This window comes from Chryseobacterium caseinilyticum, from assembly GCF_014837145.1.
In the GTDB taxonomy this organism is placed as follows: domain Bacteria; phylum Bacteroidota; class Bacteroidia; order Flavobacteriales; family Weeksellaceae; genus Chryseobacterium; species Chryseobacterium caseinilyticum.
On sequence record NZ_JACYFS010000001.1, the window covers coordinates 1 to 17,852 of the forward strand.

A 17,852-nucleotide genomic window follows, 5' to 3' on the forward strand; every position below is an offset into this window, starting at 1 on the left:
ATGCGGCTGCTAAGTTGACGGATTCGGAGCTTTGCAGCATAAGTATTATTTCTGAAGGGAAAGTTTTTGTTATTGCTTCCAGTGATGCATCACCTAATCAGGTTTATCAGCAGAATCCTCACTATCTCTCAGACAATAAGACTCCAGTGTATGAATCAGGAAGCACTGACTTTAAATTTCATAGAAGTTATTCTATTCCGTATTCTGATGACAATTTTATTGCTCATCTTAATTTATTTGACAGGGAAAATAAAAATTTTGATAAAGCAGGGAAGGAGACCGTCAGGAAGATTTTAAACCAGGCATCAGATTCGTTTGCAGGAAAAGAAAAAGAACAGCATTTACGTAATTATGATGTACTTTTTGAGACATCAAGTGATTTAATCTGCATTTTGTCTTTAGAAGGTAAATTCATAACACTAAATCCTTCCTTTTCGAAATTGTTGGGATCGAATAATGAGCAGTCTTTGAGTAAAAGTTTTACCGAATTTGTTCATCCCGATGACAGACAAAGTACCTTAGAGGTCATTGAAGATTTAGCATTGGGTAAAACCTTATCTAATTTCACCAACAGATACATCATGAAATCCGGAGAAGTGAAATGGATCCAATGGACGTTTGTTCCTCAACCTGAATCCGGAGTAGTTTATACCATTGGAAGAGATATTACAGAATTTACCACCAGAAAAAAATTACTCAGAAGAAGCGAAGAAAAGTATCGCGGTCTTTTTGAAAAGAATCAGGGAATACTAAGCATTCATGACCTCGATGGAAATTTTCTGGACGTCAATGACGCGGGTTTAAAAGCGTCTGGTTTTTCAAGAGAGGAATTGCTGAGCCTTAATCTGTATGATCTCATCATTCCGGACAAGCATGAAAATGTTAAAATGTACCTTCAGGAAATCAGAACTTCAAATCATGCAGCAGGCGAAATGACCATTCTTAAAAAAAATGGGAAAAAAGCAGTTTGGCATTTTATGAGTGTAAGAGACGAAGATGCAGACGGTAATCTACAGGTAATGGCTAATGCAGTGGACATTACCGAACGAAAAAAAATGGAGAACGAGATCCTGGAAGCGAAGGAGCTTGCAGAAAAAGCTTATGCGCTAAAATCGGAGTTCGTGGCCAACATGAGTCATGAGATCAGAACCCCTTTAAATGGTATTATCGGATTTACCGAACTCCTTATGGAAACCAGCCTTGACGAGACACAGAGGCAGTATTTGGATATTATCAACCAATCCGGTGTGTCACTGTACAGCATCATCAATGATATCCTGGATTTCTCAAAATTAGAGAAACAAAAACTTGAGCTGAATCTGGATAAAGTAGAGATCGAGGAATTGATTTCGGAAGCCTTTAACATTGTATCGTACAACAACAGCAAAAAACAGCTGGAAATGCTGATTGATATTGACGATGCCATTCCTACATACATCTGGACTGATGCCATGCGGCTAAAACAGGTTTTTGTAAATCTTTTGAGCAATTCTTTAAAATTTACCGAAAGAGGAGAGATTGTTTTGTATGCTAGGGTATTGGATGATTTAGAAGAAGGAAAAAAAATAATTCGATTCGGAGTCCGCGATACAGGAATTGGAATTAACAGGGAAAAGCAGGCTGAAATTTTTGAAGCATTTTCCCAGGAAGATGGCAGTATCAGCAAGAGGTATGGGGGCACCGGTCTTGGACTTACCATTTCGAATCAAATCTTAGCATTGCTCAACAGTATTTTACAGGTCGATAGTGAACAGGGAAGGGGTAGTGATTTTTACTTTGACATGCAGTCTGAAACGCAGGAGGAAGAATTTGATCTAAGTCTGAGCGGTATTAAAAAAGTACTGATCGTAGATGATAACGAAAACAACAGGAAAATCCTGAAAAGGATGCTGGAACGAAAAAATATCGAAGTGACGGAATGCGACAGCGGCTTAAAAGCGTTGCTTCTGATTATAGAAAGGTCTGATTACGATGTGATTATTATGGATTATCACATGCCGGTTATGGATGGTCTTGAAACCATCAGAAAAATGAAAAGTATGATTCCGGGCAGTTCTGATGTTGCGCCATACATCGTTTTGTACAGTTCTTCTGACGACAATGAGCTGCAGGATGCATGTGACGAACTGGAAATTGAAAATCGTTTGATAAAACCGATTCGTATGAAGAAGATGTATCAGATTTTATCTGCTCTAAAAACCTCTGAGAAGAAAGGCATTAAAAAAGCAGAAAATAAGGTGACTGAAGTAAATACACAGGAAATAAAAATTTTGATTGCTGAGGATAATGCTGTTAATTTGCTTCTTACTAAAACTTATTTGAAGGATCTTCTACCTCAGGCCTTGATCATTGAAGCAAAAGATGGAGCCGAGGCAGTTGAACAATACAAAAAACAAAGTCCAGGTCTTATTTTAATGGACATACAAATGCCGCAGCTTAATGGTATTGAAGCTACAAAGCAAATAAGATCTTTGGAAAAAAACATTGAAATTCCTATTATTGCATTAACAGCTGGCAGCCTTCCCGGAGAAAAGGAAAAATGTTTGCAAGGCGGAATGTCGGACTTTCTAACTAAGCCCTTGTTAAAACAAACCCTGTCAGATATGATGCGGAAATGGTTAGGTAACGAAATAGATAAAAAGTAAATCCTATATTTAGCTTTTTTAAAAATACTGAAGTGAAAAATTTACCATTATAATTTACTTTATGGATGATCTTATAAAGGAATTAAAGATAAAAATAGAAAAGCTTGAAAACGAAATCTATTTTAAGAACGGACTGATATCGATATTGTCTCATGACTCAAAAGAATTATTTGGGAATTTTCTATGGCTTGTAGAATCCCTGGAGCAAAAAATCGTTAGTGAGCAGGATTTTTATAAGCTCTTACCACAGGTGAAGAGTGATGCCCGCAAGAATCTGCAGACTGTTCAGGACAGTACTGCCTGGTTAAAAACTCAGTACGGAAACTTTAAAATTAAACCTGAGAAAATCTTGGTGACAGATCTTTTTCATCATCTGGAAGAGCAATATGCTGCTAAACTAAGAGAGAAAAGCATCAAATTTTATTTTAAAGGAGATCACAATTCATTTATTATAAGCGATCGCTTACTACTGGAATATATTCTGGATAAAATTTTCAACAATGCATTAAAATACTCATCAACTGGTCAGGATATTTATTTGAGGCAGGTTTCAGAGGGAGATCAGACCAAACTTTCAGTAGTTGATTCCGGAATCGGAATAAATGAAAAATATTTAGCGACGATTTACAGCTACGACAATCCCATATTTCAAGGTACTGCCGGAGAAAAAGGTGCCGGATTAAGTTTGAAGATTGTAAAAAATTTCATATTCTTGCTGCAGGGAAATATTGACATACAGTCATCTGAAAATAAAGGAACTACAGTCTCCCTTTTTTTACCTAATTTTATTGCATGAAGGATGTAAAACTAAATGCCCGCATTGTTGTGGCAGATGATCATGGTATTGTCCGGATGGGTTTGATTCAAACAATAAAACGTCTCAGATCTGATGCTGTGATCTCAGAAGTGGAAGATTACAGATCGCTTTACAAAGTAATTCAGAAAGAAGAGTTGGATCTGGCGATCATGGATGTTAATATGCCTAACGGTACTGTTCAGGAAGCGATAGATTACATCAAAATTCATCAGCCTCAGCTGAAAATCCTTTTATTTTCTTCACAGGATGAAGAAGTGTATGCAATGCGGTATCTAAAAATGGGGGCTGGCGGTTATTTAAGCAAGCAAAGTTCCACTGAAATAATCGAGTCTGCTTTAATTGCGATGCTCACGAAGGGCCGATATGTCAGTGACAACGTAAAAGATGCGATGTTTGCAGAATCATTAACCGGCTCGGGAAAAAATTCTCCTTTCGAAACGCTTTCAGACCGCGAACTGCAAATTGCGACGAAGCTTGCAGAAGGAATTACCCTTAAAGAAATTGCCAATCAATTTAATCTCCACTCATCTACAATCAGTACATATAAAAACAGATTGTTTGACAAGCTTAAAATACGATCTATACCTGAACTGGTAGAAATTCTTAGATTGTATAAGCAGTAATATTTAATGCTGCCCCTTTTATCAATATCGAAAATCGTATGATCTTTTGAAGTAAAACATAACTCTCTGCTGTAGAATACGGATGTTTTTTGTTTCCTACTTTTGGTTTTTTTCGTGATGTGCTGACCGTACTTTGAAGATTTATGATCATAAATTTCTATAAGAGTTCAAATAATTGTATGCATATTTCTTGGTGACTGACTGTGCTATTCAAATTTATCTTTCACAACGGTTTTCAACTACAATAAGGTTATCGGATTTTCCACAACAAATATTCTTGTGTCCCTTTGGGAAAAATCTTTGTATATCAGCATAAAATCAAAATTTTCACTTGCTTAAGCACATTTAATTTTTGATCTTAAATACATTTTATTCTTATCATTTTATTAACCAAATTTTACATTTTCAATTACCGAAGTTACCCCAACTTAAAATCTGTATGATTTTGTACAGAACGTAATAAATCCCGCTCTTGGAATGATGATTTATGTAAATAAAGCCGGCGCAAAAAGACTTGCAGTATTTAACTGTACAAGATGGAGCTTCTGGAAAGCAACACTGTAATTTATGGCTCTGGGATTATGTAAAAAGTCTGAGAGAAAATTAATTCCGTATAAAGATTTAAAAATAGAAACGTTGCTTATACAATTATGGCAGCGTTTTTTTGTGGGTTACGACACTGTAATTTTTACTGTTTACCTTCAGAAGGTTAAATCTCTGCTGTAATAGTAGTGGTCGCGGATAAACCCACAACATTTCTATTAACCAGTGAAATTTTTGGGGGTTTGTCTTCTATCACTTTCATTTGATAAATTTAGCATATTTATTTCTTTCAAGTTCTATCCAGACGGGTGCATGGTCGCTGCTTTTTGTCCAGCCTCTGACTTCTTTGTCAACACCGCCATTGATCAGGCTGGATTTTAAGTACGGACTTAGTAAAATGTGATCCAGTCTGATACCTGCGTTTCTGTCATATGCTTTATATAGATAATCCCAGAAGGTATATATTTTTTCATCAGGGAATAAAGTTCGGATTGAATCTGTCCATCCGTTTTTTAGGAGCTGATTGTATGCTCTTCTGACTTCCGGCTGAAACAATGCGTCATCTTTCCATTTTTCAGGCTTATGAACATCATTTTCTGTTGGAATAATATTAAAGTCGCCTACCAATATGGCTGGAAGATCCATATCAATAAATTGTTTGGATCTTTTTTTCAGTCGCTTGATCCAATCCATTTTGTACTCAAACTTTGGTCCCGGAAATGGGTTTCCATTAGGCAGATACAGGCAGCAGATCACGATCTGATCTATGATTACTTCCAGATAGCGGCTTTGAATATCATTTGCATTGCCGGGCAGAGTGCTCTGAACTTCCGTCATTTCATAACCTTTAGACAAAATAGCTACGCCATTCCACTGTTTTTGGCCGTTCCATATAGCCTGATAGCCTGCCCGATTGATTTCAGCAATCGGAAACTTATCCTGCGTTGCCTTCAATTCCTGAAGACAGACAATATCAGGTTTTGAGCTCTCCAACCATTTGATAAGTACTGGTAAACGGCCATTAATACCATTCACATTATATGTTGCTATCTTCATGATTATATGTTTTAAATAAAAATCAAACTGCAATAGGATATCTAATTCAGAACGAGGGATACAAATTTTACATAATTTTTTAAATCTTCAAGAAAACAGTCAGCAGAATTTCTGAGGACTGTTTTGATTTTCTCTTATGTCTTAGAATATGTTATCAACCAAATCCCTTATAAAAAATTAAAAATATAAAACTCTCTGCCGTAACAAAGTGTAAATATTAGAATACGATCATTCTAAAAAGAACTTGTACAATGTAAAATTTATTTTAATAGGAAAGAGCCCGGTACAATACCGAACTCGTTTCTTAAATAATATTAATTTTGTCTAAACTTCTGGATGTAGTCTAAAATTTTTTATTTTACGAAGGAAAATTTTAAGCTTCAGTTTCACCTAAAAGAGATTCTCCGTCAAATTCGGAACCAATAATCTCATCTTTATTGAGCCAATATTCAGAAGTAATAAAAGAGAAAGTATTATTTCCTTCATCATTTAATTTCCACAGAATATCTTCTGCCTGCTCAAATCTTGTTTCTGTGGTCATCTTTTCTTCAAATAATCTCTTGATGATATTGCTGTCAGAAAGTCCTCTGTTGAATGATTTCAACACAATTTCCTTTGTAATTTCTCCCTTAAAATCATCCGGTTTTTCGATTTCAAAATTAACCAAAGTAGCTTTGCAGTTCAAAAATGTTCCGTTGTAAGCCTTATACAAAAGTTGATTAATAGAAAACAGATCACAGTGCAGTTCTATTTCCGGATATTCTTCGCAGACTTTGTCAATCAGCATATCGTGAGAAATCTGTGCAATCTGCCCTTCATTTAAACTTTCTGATAATTTATATGTTAAGATAGTTGCTGCTGCTTCGTTCGGCTCAAAATCTGTGATTGCCATGAAAAGCATTTCTCTCAGATTTTCCGGTTTAATTGTATTTGCATCGGGAAAATTGAACAGTTCAAGGAGCTTAATGTAATCTTCATTACTCCAGTAATTTTCAATTTCTTCGATGGTTTTTGCGCTGTTTACTTTAATGTGGAATTTCATTATGATATTTTATGTATTTTTGTTTAAGTTGTGAGATATGTGGTAGATAAAATTCTGATTTCTAAAGGATTGTCTTTGTTGATTTTATGTTTAAAAATTTAAAAGTCGTTTGAAATCATTATAGCAGCACAAATCACAGACCAACCTTAAGACTGATTTTAGACTGACCCCAAAAAATTAGAGACTTTTAGGGATCTTTATTTAATGAAGCATCAAAATGTAGTTTAGTATTTAAGTTGAAATGCCTGTATAGAATTACGAAAAATAATCTTCCGACCAAATCTGTTGCACATGAATAGCATCATGAAAACAAAAACGGTAACAAAATTGAGTTAAAGACTTTTACAGGAAAACAGAACTTAATTTTTTTTATATCAATGATTGGATGCATATTTGGGTAGTCATGAAATTTGTACCCAGGACCGGAATCGAACCGGTACTCCATAAAAAAAACCTTTCTCAAGATGAAACAGGTTTTGCGATCCGGACGGGACTCGAACCCGCGACCTCCGCCGTGACAGGGCGGCATTCTAACCAGCTGAACTACCGGATCAATTTTCTTTTAAAGTGAAAAATTGTAAAAACTTTCAGCGATCCGGACGGGACTTTGATCATTTCAACCGATCATCTATTAATAAGATTTTCAGTCACTTGAATGATTATTACCCCTAATTCGTCCCTTAAAATTTATGTAATTTTATAACGTTTTATAGATAACACAAATTTATAAAATTTTTAGATATTATGACGAGAAATTAAAAAAAAATGGGCAATATTTCAAACTAAAAAGAAATAAACGAGTATATTACTAGATGGAAAAAATATTTATAATATTAATATGTATTTTTAGGGTAAAATCTTTCAGGCTAAATAATATTTTATGATAAAAGCTGAATCAGTTTCTAAACATTTTGGCGGAAAGCCAGCCGTTGATCATATTTCCTTTCAGGCAAATGATAAGGAAATTCTGGTGCTTTTAGGAACCAGCGGATGCGGGAAAACGACAACCCTGAAAATGATTAACCGCCTGATAGAAGCCGATTCCGGAAATATTTTGATTGACGGAAAAAATATCCGTGACCAAAAAGCAGAAGATCTGAGGATGGGAATTGGATTTGTGATGCAGAATTCCGGATTATTTCCTCATTATACCGTTAAAGAAAATATTGCAACGGTTCCAAATCTTTTGAAATGGGATAAAAAGAAAACCGAAAGCCGGACTAACGAACTTTTAGCCAAATTAAATCTTTCACCCGATATTCTTTCCCGTTTTCCTCATGAACTAAGTGGCGGCCAGCAGCAGCGGGTAGGAATCGCCAGAGCATTAATAGCTGATTCTCCGATTTTACTGATGGATGAACCTTTCGGAGCTCTCGATAATATTACGAAAGCCGATATTCACTCAGAATTTAAATCTTTGGAAGAACTGAAAAATAAAACAATTATTCTTGTCACCCACGATGTTCAGGAGGCTTTTGAACTCGGTCACAGGATCTGTCTTATGGATAAGGGTAAAATCATTCAAACCGGAACGCCCAAAGAAATGATTTATTACCCAAAAAATGATTTCGTGAAAGACTTTTTCGCAGCAAACCGACTGTTACTGGAGTATAAAGTCACGGTTTTAAAAGATTTATTTCCTGTGCTTTCGGATTTTAATACGGATTTTTCTGAAGATTCAAATGTCTGGAATATTTTGCAGAATCTAAGTTCCGACAGACAAAATACTGCTGCCTACGAAAAAATCACGAAGGCATTCAACGATTACCGAAAACTGCAGACCGTATGAAGCAGCTAAGTCTTTGGCAGTTTGTTTCAGAACAGCACGAAAAATTACTCACCCAAATCACACAGCATTTGGGACTTACATTTTTGTCGCTGCTTTTGGCAGTTATTGTCGGTTTGCCACTGGGAATTCTGATCGCCCGGAAAAGAAAATTATCTGGCTCAGTTTTAGGCGTTGCAGGAATTCTGCAGACTATTCCGAGTATTGCGCTGTTGGGATTTATGATACCGGCATTTGGAATCGGTGCCACTCCGGCCATTGTTGCCCTGTTGATTTACGCACTTTTACCGATTATCAGAAATACTTATACTGGAATTACAGGTGTAAATCCGTCAGTTATAGAAGCAGCAAAAGCAATGGGAATGAACCGGAAACAACTGCTTTTCAAAGTAGAATTGCCTTTGGCTATGCCCGTCATTATTGCCGGAATCAGAACTGCGGCCGTCATCAACGTTGGCGTTGCAACTTTAGCGTCATTTGTTGCAGCAGGCGGTTTGGGTGAATTTATTTTTGGTGGAATTTCCTTAAACAATACCAACATGATTCTCGCCGGCGCAATTCCGGCGGCACTTTTAGCTGTTTTGCTGGATAAAACAATTGCTGTTTTTCAAAAAATAAAATATCAGGATCTTCGAAAATTCCGGTATGTTTTTCCTCTGCTGTTGATGATTATTGGTGCCTGTTACTGGTTTAGTACTAAAACTGATACTGCGCTGAAAGCTGGTTTTACACCCGAGTTTATGGGAAGACAGGATGGTGATCTCGGTTTGCGTTCCGTTTATGGTCTGAATGTAAGTCCAAAAGTTGTGAATGATGCGGTGATGTACAAAGCGGTTTATGAAGGTGAGCTCGATTTAATCAGCGGCTATTCAACTGATGGAAGAATCAAGGCTTTTGATTTGGTTGTTTTGGAAGATGACAGGAAGATATTTCCACCTTATTTTGCTGCGCCTGTTATTAAAAAAGAGACTTTAAGCAAATTCCCTGATCTTGAAAAAACACTGGATTTACTTGCCGGAAAATTTAATGATTCAGTCATGACAGATTTAAATTACCGCTCAGATCATCTCAACCAGACACCTGAAAAAATTGCAAGGGATTTTTTAATTAAAAATAATTTGTTCAAAGATCCACAAAACGGAAATAGGGGAACGGTAAGAATTGGCTCCAAGATTTTTGGCGAACAGTATATTCTCACAGAAATTTACAGGATGCTGATCGAAGGCTACACGAGCTACAAAGTGGAGACAAAAACAGGATTGGGCGGAACGAAAATCTGCTTTGATGCTCTGATGAACGACGCCATCGATTTTTATCCGGAATATACAGGAACCGGACTTTTGGTTTTACTGAAAACTGATGAAAAAACACTTTCTGCCGTTACCAAAAGTGCAGAAGATACATACGATTATGTCAATTCAGAATTTCAGAAACAGTACGGAATTCGATGGCTGAAGCCGCTTGGATTTAATAATTCCTATGCCTTGATGATGCGTAAAAAACAGGCAGATGAACTGAAAATAAAAAGCATTTCTGACCTTAAAAATTATCTTGATTCAAAATAAGGAATTTTAATTTTTCTGTTCAAAATACATTAAAAATACTCTATTTTCATAGAATATTAAATTTAGTTTGCCACAAAAATAACTGTACTGAGGGGACACGAAATTAATAGTTCCTTAATTTTCATTAATCTAAAAGGCAGGAGGATAGGTTTTCTGGTTGTATTTGAGATCTAATTGTTTTAATATTTGCTTTCTTTCTTCAGTCAGTTCCGGGATTTTTAAAAATTCTCCTTGAGCTACCGGCTGACCAATCTCCTTAAATAAATTTTCTAACCCTGCAGGAACCACAGTACAAAGCAGCCTTGCAAATGTGTCTGACTTATTCTTAAAGCAATGAATTGCACCTCCCAAAGGGAGGAATATTGATTAGAAATTTTAAAAAAAATTAAAAAGAACTGATTTAAATTTACTAGATCTCAAATCCCAATTAAAATTTCTAATGTTTAAAGGTCTTTTTAGATCTAATTTTAAACCCAAAAGATCATGCATTCCAAACGCTGTTAAAACATTTCTGTATTGGGAGGCAACAGCCTCGTTTGCTGCTTCAACGATATGGCCAGTAGACTGATCAACAATGGTTCTTAAAGGTCTTTGTCCCTGAGGCGTATTGATGAGTTTCACCACTGCATCGACGACATCCTGCGGATTTGGTTTTCCCTTTTCAAAAATTTCACCAAGAGCAGTGAACATTTTATCAGGAAGGTCTGCGATCGCTTTATAATCATCACTTACAGACGGATCAGCACCCACAGCGAGTTTTTGTGACATCTCAGTAGGAAAAGCTCCCGGCTGAATAATCGCAACATCTACTCCCGATGACCGCAGTTCATAATGCAAACCTTCACTTAAACCTTCCAGAGCAAATTTTGAAGAGGCATAAACTGTCGAAAGAGGAGCTGAAAATCTGCCCCAGCCACTTGAAACATTGATGATCAAACCTTCCGACTGTTTGCGCATAAAAGGCAATGCTAATTTCATTAATCTCCACGGAGCAACCGTATTTACATTCAGCATGTACTGCAGATCAGCTGGAGTAGCAGTTTCAGCTACGCCAAACATAGAATTCCTGCATTGTTGACCAGCACATCAATTGTACCTTCTGCAGCTATAATTTTGTTGAATGCAGTCTTCACACTTTGCTCATCAGTTAATGAAACATCCAGAACGGTGATATTTTCCATCTCTTCCAAAGTCTTTGCTTTCTCAGCATTCTTCCCACTGATATCTCTCATTGTGGCGTATACTTTATGTCCCAATGCGGCTACGCTCTGCGCTGTAAGCCATCCGAATCCACTGTTTGTTCCTGTGATGAGAACTACTTTTCTGTCCATTTTTATTATATTTAAATTAATGATACAAATTTCGGATACTGCTGAATGATAACGTTTACCAAATGGTAAAAAGCGATTTTACCGGATGTTTTTTCTGATTCTGCTCAGCGACTGTTGTGTAATTCCGAGATAGGAAGCGACGTAAGAAAGCGGAATTCTGTTTACCAGAGCCGGAAATTTCTCAATAAATGAAAGGTAACGGGTAGTGGCATCTTCTGAAACCAACGGACTTTTTCTTTCGATCGTTTTCAGGAGACAGTTTTTCAGGATCAGATTGGTAATTGCATGCCAACCGACGATAGTGTTTCCGATCTCGCCCCAGTCTTTCTTTGAAAAAACAAGGAGCCTACAGTCTGCAACGGCTTCGATATAATTGTGTTAGATACGATTGGTGGCGAAAATATTAACAGATCTCTACCTTTGATTAAAAAAGGAGTAATTATAATCAAGATCCCAACCGGGTTGACTAATGATGTATCAGAAAGAAGCACTGAATTTGGAGTTTCAGGGAAAATATTTACCTTTAAATCAAATGGAGAAGATATGGCGGTAATAGCGAAATTATTGAAGAACTCAAATCTAAAATCACACATCTCAAAAGTTTTTGCATTTGAAGAGAAATGAATAACGCACACAATCAAATTAAAAGCGGTCGGACGGTAGGTAAGGTTATTGTTTCGTTTTAAGTAGAGAAAATAATTTTAATTAAAATTACGTTGTTTTGTAAAATCTAATCATCAATAGGGCTAAATAATTTTTGTTTTTAAAATAGATAGAAACTTATTCTATAAGTTAAATTTTGATAGATGATCTAAAGATACTTAAGTTACCTATTGAAAAAATTTACATTAAATACAGTCTCAAAAAACGATCAGATCAGGCATTAATTTCTTAAATTTGACGAATAATTCTTATTTGAAGCCAGATTAAAAACTGTTACAATATAACAAGTAATTCAGAAATATTCAGTGATATCAGTTAAATGACTTTCTGAACTCAATCGGTGAAAGATTAGTTTTAGATTTAAATAATTTACTGAATGACTGTGGATAGTCGAATCCCAGATGATAGGCGATTTCTGTGGCTGTGAGATTCGTGTTCAAAAGAATATTTTTAGCTCTCTGTATTATTTTTTCGTGAATATAAAATTGGGTAGTTTGTCCTGTTGTAACTCTGAGCAGATCGCTTAAATAGTTTGCAGAGACATTTAGTTTTGACGACACATAGGCAACAGTAGGCAGCCCCTGCGTTTGTGGAAGATCCTCTGCAAAATACTGATCCAGTAATTTTTCCAGTTTGACCAGCAAATCGTTGTTTGTCAGTTTTCTGGTAATGAACTGTCGGTTGTAGTAACGGTTAACATAATTGAGAAGCAGTTCAATGTGTGAGACAATTACATCCTGACTGAAATTATCGATAGACGACATATATTCGTTATGAATACTTCTCATAATACCTGCAATCATCATTTCTTCATCTTCTGATAAGTGCAGTGCCTCATTCATTTCGTATTTTAAAAATCCATATTCCAGAATTTTAGAAGCTAAGGGATAAGTCTGTAAAAAATCCGGATGGAAAAGTAGCCACCAACCTTTTGGCTTATTACTTCCTGTATCTTCGACAGAAATTAACTGTCCCGGACTGCAGAAAATCATGACGCCATTATCAAAGTCATAAAACTGTTGTCCGTATCTCATCTTTCCCCCGAAATTTTTTTTGATAAAAATAGAGTAGAATTCATTGACAAAACTACCGGGTACAGCTTGATTTGAATGATTTAACGTACTCAGATCGATAACGCTGACCAAAGGATGTTTGGGAGATGGTATTTCCAGAATGCGATGTACCTGACTGACAGAATTCACATGTTGTGGAGCATTTTTACCTTTCATAAATTGAAATTGAAGAAAAGGAGACAGAAAATTCCGTCTCCCAAAATTAATAATTTTTTATTGATCAATACTTTCCATTCCATGCTCATCGTATCGTGCACCGGTGTCTGCTCCCGGAGGAATGATCTCTTCCAGTCTTTTTATTTCTGAATCACTCAAATGAATGTCGGCCGAAGCATAATTTTTTTCCAGATTCGTTCTCCTGGACGTTCCCGGAATAGGAATAATCCCTTTGGAGATTACCCACGCCAATGCGATTTGGGCAGTTGTCACTTCCTTTTCAGATGCCAACTTTCCTATTTCCTTAACCAGTTCAATATTTTTTTGCAAATATTCTCCCTGAAAACGGGGAATATTTAATCTCCAGTCCCCTTCTGACAGATCTTCTGCACTTTTAATATCACCGGTAAGAAATCCCCGTCCCAATGGTGAATACGATACGAAACCGATACCCATCTCATTGATGGCTTTCAAGATTCCGGCGTTCTCAACTGATCTTTCAAACAGCGAAAATTCACTTTGCAGCGCAGATATCGGATGTACAGCATGAGCTTTTTTAATAGTGTTGACTGAAACTTCTGAAAGTCCCAAATATTTCACCTTACCTTCCTGTACCAGATCTGCCATTGCGCCAACTGTTTCTTCAACTGGAACATTAGGATCCAGTCTGTGAAGATAGTACAGATCAATGCAGTCTGTTTTTAAATTTTTCAGAGAGCGTTCAGCAGCTTTTTTTACATATTGCGGAGTTGCATTGATACCCCACGTTAATTCACCCTTGTCATTAATTTCATGTCCGACCTTTGTGGCAATAACATATTCATCCCGCTTGCCGTGAATTGCTTTGGCAATAAAACGTTCATTTTCCCAAGGCCCATACTGATCTGCAGTGTCCAGAAAATTACCTCCTAATTCTAATGAGCGCTCGATGGTTAATAAAGCTTCTTTTTCGTCTGCTGTTTTATAAACGTCATGGCCGGCAAATTTTGTCATGCCCATGCATCCTAAGCCTATCTGTGAAACCTCCAGACCTTGTGATCCTAATTTTACTTTTTTCATAATACATAAATTTTGATATTACAAAGTTCATCAATACAATATGCACAGTAGTGTTCTAATCTCTTGACTTTGTGTTCTAATATGTTCACCGAAGATTACTTTTGATTTACATGTGAGGCGGTTTTTTGTTTAAAAGTGCACATTCTATGATGGTACTGATTCTTTTGATTCTCGTTTCAGGAAGTTTTGCCATGACCATCCAAAGTAAAATGTTTTTTTTATTGGTTTTACTCAGTGCGCTGTAAAATTCAAAAGCCTTAGGCTCTTTTTCGAAAGCTATTTGTAAATCCGTTGGAATAACTAACGCTTCAACATCATCAAGCAGATTCCATGATCCGTTTTTTTTGCCTTCTGTACAGATTCTAATCCTTTCGAAGTCATCCTGTTTTCCAGTATTAGTTTTTCGATCTTATCTTTATTAATTTTAGACCACGTACCATTTGATTTTCTTTTACTGAAATAGTGATGAGATTTCTGATCATCTATTTTAATTTTCTTGCTGTCAATCCAGCCAAAACATAAAGCTTCATCTACGGCATCACTCCATGAAATACTTGGAATATTACAACCTTTCTTATAAAAGACAACCCAAACAGAATGCTTCATACTACTGTTCTCAAACAGCCATTTTCTCCAGTCATTAAGCGTTTCCGGATAATAGATGTCGATTTGTGAATTCATTATTTATTTCATTAAAACCAATATAAAGCTGACAAGAATGATGCTTAACAAAAAATAACCGCCACTTATTAAACTGTATAGAAATGGTTTTGGGATATTGGGATTGATGGCAATATTGGTCGTGTTTGTCACTAAATAACCAATTCCGACAATCAAAGCGAACTCCAAAGCAGTCCATAAGCTGGTTATGTTCAGAGCATATATTAAAATTGCGCTGGTTAAAATGTATATTATACAGCAGACAGCAGGGCCAATGATATACACAGATTTTTTCGGCAGCTCCTCGTTGTCTTTCCCCAAAGCGGCTTTGTAAGCTTTGACGAACAGAAGTTGATACCATACATATCCTAGCATAAAGAATACGAAAAACGCCACCAGAATTGCAAGCCAGTTGACATTTGAAAGTTGATTTAAGATCATAATTGAGTATTTAAATTAAGTTTTATTGATTAGTTTAGATAATTTAAAGCAAAAAATTACTGTTTTATCAAATGAAGAAGTGTAATTTCTGATGTTGTTCCCAACCTGAAAGGTGGCCCCCAATAACCCGTTCCCGAATTGGTGTATACCCACATTCTATCACATTTTTTCAAACCTTTTGCGAAAGGTTGACTTAGGTTTATAAAAATATTCCAGGGAAAAAACTGTCCTGCGTGAGTGTGCCCGGATAATTGAAGGTCAAAGTGTGTTGAAGCTACTTTCGCAATATTGGGTTGGTGTGCAAGCAATATCTTAAAATCAACCTCATAATTTCCCGCCAATGCTTTTTGAATGTCAGGTCCTGAACTGGGTTTTAACTCTTTCGCAGCAGGATCTATAATTCCGGCAATGAGAATAGATTTTCCTTTAAAATTTACTGTTGTATTTTCATTCAATAAAACTTTGATACCGATGCTTTTAAAATAGGAAATCCAAAGGTCGCTGTCCCGTAAGTACTCATGATTTCCTGTAACATAATAAACCTGAAATCTTTCGGTTATCCTTGACAATGACTGCAGGTTGTGCTGATATTTTTCAAAACTGCCATCTGCTATGTCTCCTGTGAGAACAACGATGTCTGCGTTTAAATTGAGAGCTTTTTCGACAACACGATCAACATATTGCTTGTCAATTCCTGCTCCTGCGTGAAGATCACTGATCTGTAATATTGAGAAATTATGAAGTTCATCTGGAAGAGCTTTTACAGGTACCTGGATATCAACCAACTCGGGACCTTTACTTGCACGTAAAAAACCGATGAATAAAAGGAATGGAGAAAATAATATCAAAAAATACGTTCCATAGTTTGAAAAAGCAAAATCTGACCAGGATGGTTTAAAATAAGAAATAGGAAGGAACAGCAGATCTCTGATAAGTATAAAAGTAATTAATAAACTGAGCATTCCCATATCAATATGGACGATGAATCTGACGATTCTGTCAATCTTTTCAGGTAAAACATCATACCAGACGAGCGGATATAATAAAATCAGACCAATACTGGTCCCGGAATGATCCACGAATAATTACCGATACCGGTTATTCTGTATCCTAAAAAAATTAGTAAGATGATGCAGATTGAAATTGCTGTTACTAAAAACCAGTTCATAATCGTTGTTTGATATAAATGCAAATATCATATAACGCTGATGATCATTTGTATGCTAATCTCTTTTTTTTGTGTTCAGATTATATGATGCGAAATCTGATTTTAAGGCTTTAAAATGAAGTTCTAGATATGTTTTTCGATAATTTCTTCCGGGATTTGAAAAAGAATTACCTTATCTGTTTGTCGCCATTTATAAGTGTAATTTTCAGCAAACCATGCAATAAAACCTTATGTTGTAAGAGGATGTTATTCCCTTCCTTGCACAATTTTTCAACATCTATAAAAGATCAATGATTAATTGTAATAATTTTTTGCTGGAATAAAATTCAGAGTTGTAAAATATGTTTTTGGAGAGAATATATGAATCAAAAAACCATTATCATAATAGAAAGATTCCGAGCATTTGTGCTCGGAATCTCTGTATGATTTAAGTACTAAATAAATCTACCAAATAAAAAATATTATAATATCATTCCACCATCCATAAGGATCTCTGTACCTGTCATAAAACTGGAAATATTATTATCCGATAAATAGACCACAGCTTTGGCAACATCTTTTGCAGTTCCCATTTTCTTCAGAGGAATTGCATTAATCATCCAGTCATTTAATCCTTCCAGGGTTTTTGCGTCCAATCCGGCTTTAGTCATAATCTCTGTCTTGGTTGGTCCTGGACTTACAATGTTCACGCGGATTTTTCTTGGTGCCAATTCCGCAGCCGCAGTTTTTGCAATCGAGTTCAAAGCCGCTTTACTTGCCTGATAAACCGAACCGTTGGCTTTGTAAGTTGTAGCAACATTTGAAGACAGAAAAACAACTGATGCGCCATCGCTTAAGATAGGAATAAATTTACTCAATGTAAAATAAGCACCTCTGAAATTGATGTCCATCACATTGTCAAAATTCTTAGAACTCATATTTTCAATCGAATCTAAAGTTCCTGTAATTCCTGCATTGATAAACAAAATATCAACCTTTCCGAATTGACTTTCCATTTCACTTTTCAACGAATCTATGTCTTCTAATTTTCCTTGGTCCGTTACAAAAGGAATAGCTCCTAATTCCTCTGCTGCTTTTTCGATTGCTTCCTTTCTTCTACCCGTGATGATGACTTTAGCACCTTCCGCAATTAATTCTTTTGCAGTGGCATACCCAATTCCACTGTTCCCGCCTGTTACAATGGCTACTTTGTTATTGAATTTATTCATTTATTTAAAATTTTTG

Annotated in this window: 19 protein-coding genes and 1 tRNA gene; 6 read left to right on the plus strand and 14 right to left on the minus strand. The window is 36.1% G+C overall.

Features of this window, described 5'->3' with window-relative positions; all coding sequences use genetic code 11:
• The 3 genes from IC610_RS00005 to IC610_RS00015 form a co-directional block, all read left to right on the plus strand.
• A partial coding sequence (locus IC610_RS00005) for a PAS domain-containing hybrid sensor histidine kinase/response regulator (RefSeq protein WP_228462824.1) occupies positions 1 to 2,645 on the plus strand: 2,645 nt, incomplete at its 5' end.
• A gap of 61 nt (positions 2,646 to 2,706) precedes the next feature.
• Positions 2,707 to 3,441, plus strand: coding sequence for a sensor histidine kinase (locus IC610_RS00010; protein ID WP_191734649.1), 735 nt, complete (start codon positions 2,707 to 2,709; stop codon positions 3,439 to 3,441).
• Positions 3,438 to 4,085 (plus strand): response regulator, encoded by a 648-nt coding sequence (locus IC610_RS00015; RefSeq protein WP_191734650.1) that lies wholly within the window; start codon positions 3,438 to 3,440, stop codon positions 4,083 to 4,085. Before IC610_RS00010 ends, IC610_RS00015 begins: the two co-directional genes overlap by 4 nt.
• Positions 4,086 to 4,886: 801 nt before the next feature.
• On the opposite strand, the gene xth is transcribed toward IC610_RS00015, so the two are convergent.
• The 3 genes from xth to IC610_RS00030 form a co-directional block, all read right to left on the minus strand.
• Positions 4,887 to 5,684 (minus strand): exodeoxyribonuclease III, encoded by a 798-nt coding sequence (gene xth / locus IC610_RS00020; RefSeq protein ID WP_191734651.1) that lies wholly within the window; start codon positions 5,682 to 5,684, stop codon positions 4,887 to 4,889.
• Between the two features lie 373 nt (positions 5,685 to 6,057).
• The gene (locus IC610_RS00025; RefSeq protein ID WP_191734652.1) at positions 6,058 to 6,726 is read right to left on the minus strand and encodes a hypothetical protein; all 669 of its coding nucleotides are present in this window, start codon (positions 6,724 to 6,726) and stop codon (positions 6,058 to 6,060) included.
• A gap of 479 nt (positions 6,727 to 7,205) precedes the next feature.
• A tRNA-Asp gene (locus IC610_RS00030) sits at positions 7,206 to 7,279 on the minus strand.
• Positions 7,280 to 7,606: 327 nt separating this feature from the next.
• Here IC610_RS00030 and IC610_RS00035 point away from each other — a divergent pair.
• Positions 7,607 to 8,515, plus strand: a complete 909-nt coding sequence (locus IC610_RS00035; protein ID WP_191734653.1) for an ABC transporter ATP-binding protein — start codon at positions 7,607 to 7,609, stop codon at positions 8,513 to 8,515.
• Positions 8,512 to 10,077, plus strand: coding sequence for an ABC transporter permease/substrate-binding protein (locus IC610_RS00040; RefSeq protein ID WP_191734654.1), 1,566 nt, complete (start codon positions 8,512 to 8,514; stop codon positions 10,075 to 10,077). The genes IC610_RS00035 and IC610_RS00040 overlap by 4 nt, the downstream gene beginning before the upstream one ends.
• A gap of 129 nt (positions 10,078 to 10,206) precedes the next feature.
• Here the strand turns inward: IC610_RS00040 and IC610_RS00045 are convergent, their stop codons facing one another.
• The 4 genes from IC610_RS00045 to IC610_RS20160 all read right to left on the minus strand — a co-directional run bounded on the left by IC610_RS00045 (position 10,207) and on the right by IC610_RS20160 (position 11,633).
• Positions 10,207 to 10,428 carry a cupin domain-containing protein gene (locus IC610_RS00045; protein ID WP_191734655.1) on the minus strand — a complete coding sequence of 74 codons (222 nt, stop codon included), beginning with the start codon at positions 10,426 to 10,428 and terminating at the stop codon, positions 10,207 to 10,209.
• A gap of 24 nt (positions 10,429 to 10,452) precedes the next feature.
• A complete protein-coding gene (locus IC610_RS00050; protein ID WP_262891672.1) occupies positions 10,453 to 11,136 on the minus strand; it encodes an SDR family NAD(P)-dependent oxidoreductase in 684 nt (227 codons plus the stop codon).
• On the minus strand, positions 11,124 to 11,408 hold the full coding sequence (locus tag IC610_RS20110) for an SDR family NAD(P)-dependent oxidoreductase (protein ID WP_262891673.1): 285 nt from the start codon (positions 11,406 to 11,408) through the stop codon (positions 11,124 to 11,126). The genes IC610_RS00050 and IC610_RS20110 overlap by 13 nt, the downstream gene beginning before the upstream one ends.
• A 78-nt stretch (positions 11,409 to 11,486) precedes the next feature.
• A complete protein-coding gene (locus tag IC610_RS20160; protein ID WP_317173319.1) occupies positions 11,487 to 11,633 on the minus strand; it encodes a cyclic nucleotide-binding domain-containing protein in 147 nt (48 codons plus the stop codon).
• Between the two features lie 150 nt (positions 11,634 to 11,783).
• Here IC610_RS20160 and IC610_RS00060 point away from each other — a divergent pair, with 150 nt between their 5' ends.
• Entirely contained in the window at positions 11,784 to 12,032 is a 249-nt protein-coding gene (locus IC610_RS00060; protein WP_191734656.1) for a zinc-binding dehydrogenase, read from the plus strand.
• Positions 12,033 to 12,382: 350 nt separating this feature from the next.
• Here the strand turns inward: IC610_RS00060 and IC610_RS00065 are convergent, their stop codons facing one another.
• The 7 genes from IC610_RS00065 to IC610_RS00090 all read right to left on the minus strand — a co-directional run bounded on the left by IC610_RS00065 (position 12,383) and on the right by IC610_RS00090 (position 17,836).
• Positions 12,383 to 13,300, minus strand: a complete 918-nt coding sequence (locus tag IC610_RS00065; RefSeq protein WP_191734657.1) for a helix-turn-helix domain-containing protein — start codon at positions 13,298 to 13,300, stop codon at positions 12,383 to 12,385.
• A gap of 57 nt (positions 13,301 to 13,357) precedes the next feature.
• The gene (locus tag IC610_RS00070; RefSeq protein ID WP_191734658.1) at positions 13,358 to 14,359 is read right to left on the minus strand and encodes an aldo/keto reductase; all 1,002 of its coding nucleotides are present in this window, start codon (positions 14,357 to 14,359) and stop codon (positions 13,358 to 13,360) included.
• 106 nt (positions 14,360 to 14,465) lie between these two features.
• Positions 14,466 to 14,726, minus strand: coding sequence for a YdeI/OmpD-associated family protein (locus IC610_RS19945; protein WP_317173377.1), 261 nt, complete (start codon positions 14,724 to 14,726; stop codon positions 14,466 to 14,468).
• Entirely contained in the window at positions 14,660 to 15,040 is a 381-nt protein-coding gene (locus IC610_RS00075) for a YdeI/OmpD-associated family protein (RefSeq protein ID WP_228462825.1), read from the minus strand. Before IC610_RS00075 ends, IC610_RS19945 begins: the two co-directional genes overlap by 67 nt.
• 3 nt (positions 15,041 to 15,043) lie before the next feature.
• Positions 15,044 to 15,460, minus strand: coding sequence for a DUF1761 domain-containing protein (locus IC610_RS00080; protein WP_194698875.1), 417 nt, complete (start codon positions 15,458 to 15,460; stop codon positions 15,044 to 15,046).
• Between the two features lie 56 nt (positions 15,461 to 15,516).
• Positions 15,517 to 16,539, minus strand: coding sequence for a metallophosphoesterase (locus tag IC610_RS00085; protein WP_191734659.1), 1,023 nt, complete (start codon positions 16,537 to 16,539; stop codon positions 15,517 to 15,519).
• Positions 16,540 to 17,089: 550 nt separating this feature from the next.
• Positions 17,090 to 17,836, minus strand: a complete 747-nt coding sequence (locus tag IC610_RS00090) for an SDR family oxidoreductase (RefSeq protein ID WP_191734660.1) — start codon at positions 17,834 to 17,836, stop codon at positions 17,090 to 17,092.
• Between the last annotated feature and the right edge of the window lie 16 nt (positions 17,837 to 17,852).

Excerpts from the sequence above, each read along its gene's own strand:
- IC610_RS00010 (WP_191734649.1), top strand. The coding sequence starts at position 2,707 with ATGGATGATCTTATAAAGGAATTAAAGATAAAAATAGAAAAGCTTGAA.
- IC610_RS00015 (WP_191734650.1), top strand. The coding sequence starts at position 3,438 with ATGAAGGATGTAAAACTAAATGCCCGCATTGTTGTGGCAGATGATCAT.
- xth (WP_191734651.1), bottom strand. The coding sequence starts at position 5,684 with ATGAAGATAGCAACATATAATGTGAATGGTATTAATGGCCGTTTACCA.
- IC610_RS00025 (WP_191734652.1), bottom strand. The coding sequence starts at position 6,726 with ATGAAATTCCACATTAAAGTAAACAGCGCAAAAACCATCGAAGAAATT.
- IC610_RS00035 (WP_191734653.1), top strand. The coding sequence starts at position 7,607 with ATGATAAAAGCTGAATCAGTTTCTAAACATTTTGGCGGAAAGCCAGCC.
- IC610_RS00040 (WP_191734654.1), top strand. The coding sequence starts at position 8,512 with ATGAAGCAGCTAAGTCTTTGGCAGTTTGTTTCAGAACAGCACGAAAAA.
- IC610_RS00050 (WP_262891672.1), bottom strand. The coding sequence starts at position 11,136 with ATGTTTGGCGTAGCTGAAACTGCTACTCCAGCTGATCTGCAGTACATG.
- IC610_RS20110 (WP_262891673.1), bottom strand. The coding sequence starts at position 11,408 with ATGGACAGAAAAGTAGTTCTCATCACAGGAACAAACAGTGGATTCGGA.
- IC610_RS00065 (WP_191734657.1), bottom strand. The coding sequence starts at position 13,300 with ATGAAAGGTAAAAATGCTCCACAACATGTGAATTCTGTCAGTCAGGTA.
- IC610_RS00070 (WP_191734658.1), bottom strand. The coding sequence starts at position 14,359 with ATGAAAAAAGTAAAATTAGGATCACAAGGTCTGGAGGTTTCACAGATA.
- IC610_RS00075 (WP_228462825.1), bottom strand. The coding sequence starts at position 15,040 with ATGAATTCACAAATCGACATCTATTATCCGGAAACGCTTAATGACTGG.
- IC610_RS00080 (WP_194698875.1), bottom strand. The coding sequence starts at position 15,460 with ATGATCTTAAATCAACTTTCAAATGTCAACTGGCTTGCAATTCTGGTG.
- IC610_RS00090 (WP_191734660.1), bottom strand. The coding sequence starts at position 17,836 with ATGAATAAATTCAATAACAAAGTAGCCATTGTAACAGGCGGGAACAGT.